General features: G+C 46.5%; 2 protein-coding genes. Both read right to left on the minus strand.

Annotated features, from left to right (window positions below; all coding sequences use genetic code 11):
* Positions 1-225: 225 nt before the first annotated feature.
* Entirely contained in the window at positions 226-561 is a 336-nt protein-coding gene (locus ACTHSL_RS12730) for an SMI1/KNR4 family protein (protein ID WP_440381670.1), read from the minus strand.
* Positions 558-767, minus strand: coding sequence for a hypothetical protein (locus tag ACTHSL_RS12735; RefSeq protein ID WP_440381671.1), 210 nt, complete (start codon positions 765-767; stop codon positions 558-560). The genes ACTHSL_RS12730 and ACTHSL_RS12735 overlap by 4 nt, the downstream gene beginning before the upstream one ends.
* Between the last annotated feature and the right edge of the window lie 265 nt (positions 768-1,032).

Below are 1,032 nucleotides of genomic sequence, written 5' to 3' on the forward strand. Positions count from 1 at the left end.
AGGGGCGAAAACGGCCGAAAACCTGTGTTTGGGTTTCGGCTGTCGGGGGAAGGGCTTTTTGCAAAGGTCTCAGGCCGTCTGAAAGGGTGGTTTCAATCCAGTAAAGCCGTTTTCGGCCTTGTTGAAACCACCCTTTCAGACGGCCTTTCATACCCATGGGCTTTTGTTATTTGATGTCTGTCGCAGGCAGGTATGCGGCTGGTCGAAATGCATACTACGGCTTGTTTAAAGCGTATCTTCTCCCTCGCTTTCTATACAGCGGATTACCCAGTCTTCAAACCGCCGCCATTCGGCTTCTTCGGCATAAGTAGCTGGATTGGTAGCATCGTGGATAAAAATATCGAAGTTGGGTTCGGCACGGGACAGGTCGAAGCCGAACCAATCTCCCATGCTGTGATGCGCGCCGATGATAAAGATTTCGCCTATGTCGGGATGCTCGTCGGGCGGTAGGTTGTCAAGTTCTTCGCTCAATAGTTGTTGGTAATAGAGATTTTGCTCTTTCAGTTGGGCGAGGTTGTAGATTTCTATTTTGGGCGTTTGCGATGCCGTTTGATCTATCACGCTGGTGTACCACGAATAGAAAAAATCCCCCGTGCCACATTGCTGTAATAATAGCTTTCAGGCAGCCTGTTTTGCGTATATTCGTGTATTGCCTGCAATTCAGCGGCTGAAAGGGGACATACATCAAAATTCAGATGGTTTGCGTGAGATGTTTGGTTGTTTGTCAGCCAGTATTGAAGTTTTTGCAGGGCTTCTGGATAGGTCATGATGGTCGGATTCTTTTTTAAATAGATTATCGTTGGGCTTTGAACCAACTGGTGGGAAGCAGCCTATGCGTTATTATATTCGTTGCCTGAAATGAAACAAAGGCCGTCTGAAAACGGATTCACGGTTTTCAGACGGCCTTTGCGCCAAGAGGTTTTTAGACGGCATTTGAGGCCGTCTGAAAGTTTGAAACAATAGACCTCTTGCGAAAGTATCCTGAAGATTTACAATTTCCAAATGAAATACGAAAACCTAATCCAAAGAAGC

Origin of the sequence: Neisseria sp. P0008.S010, assembly GCF_051962715.1 — a bacterium.
Lineage (GTDB): Bacteria > Pseudomonadota > Gammaproteobacteria > Burkholderiales > Neisseriaceae > Neisseria > Neisseria elongata.

What these genes read in the sequence shown, in the direction of transcription:
- ACTHSL_RS12735 (WP_440381671.1), bottom strand. Translation starts at nt 767, where the DNA reads ATGACCTATCCAGAAGCCCTGCAAAAACTTCAATACTGGCTGACAAAC.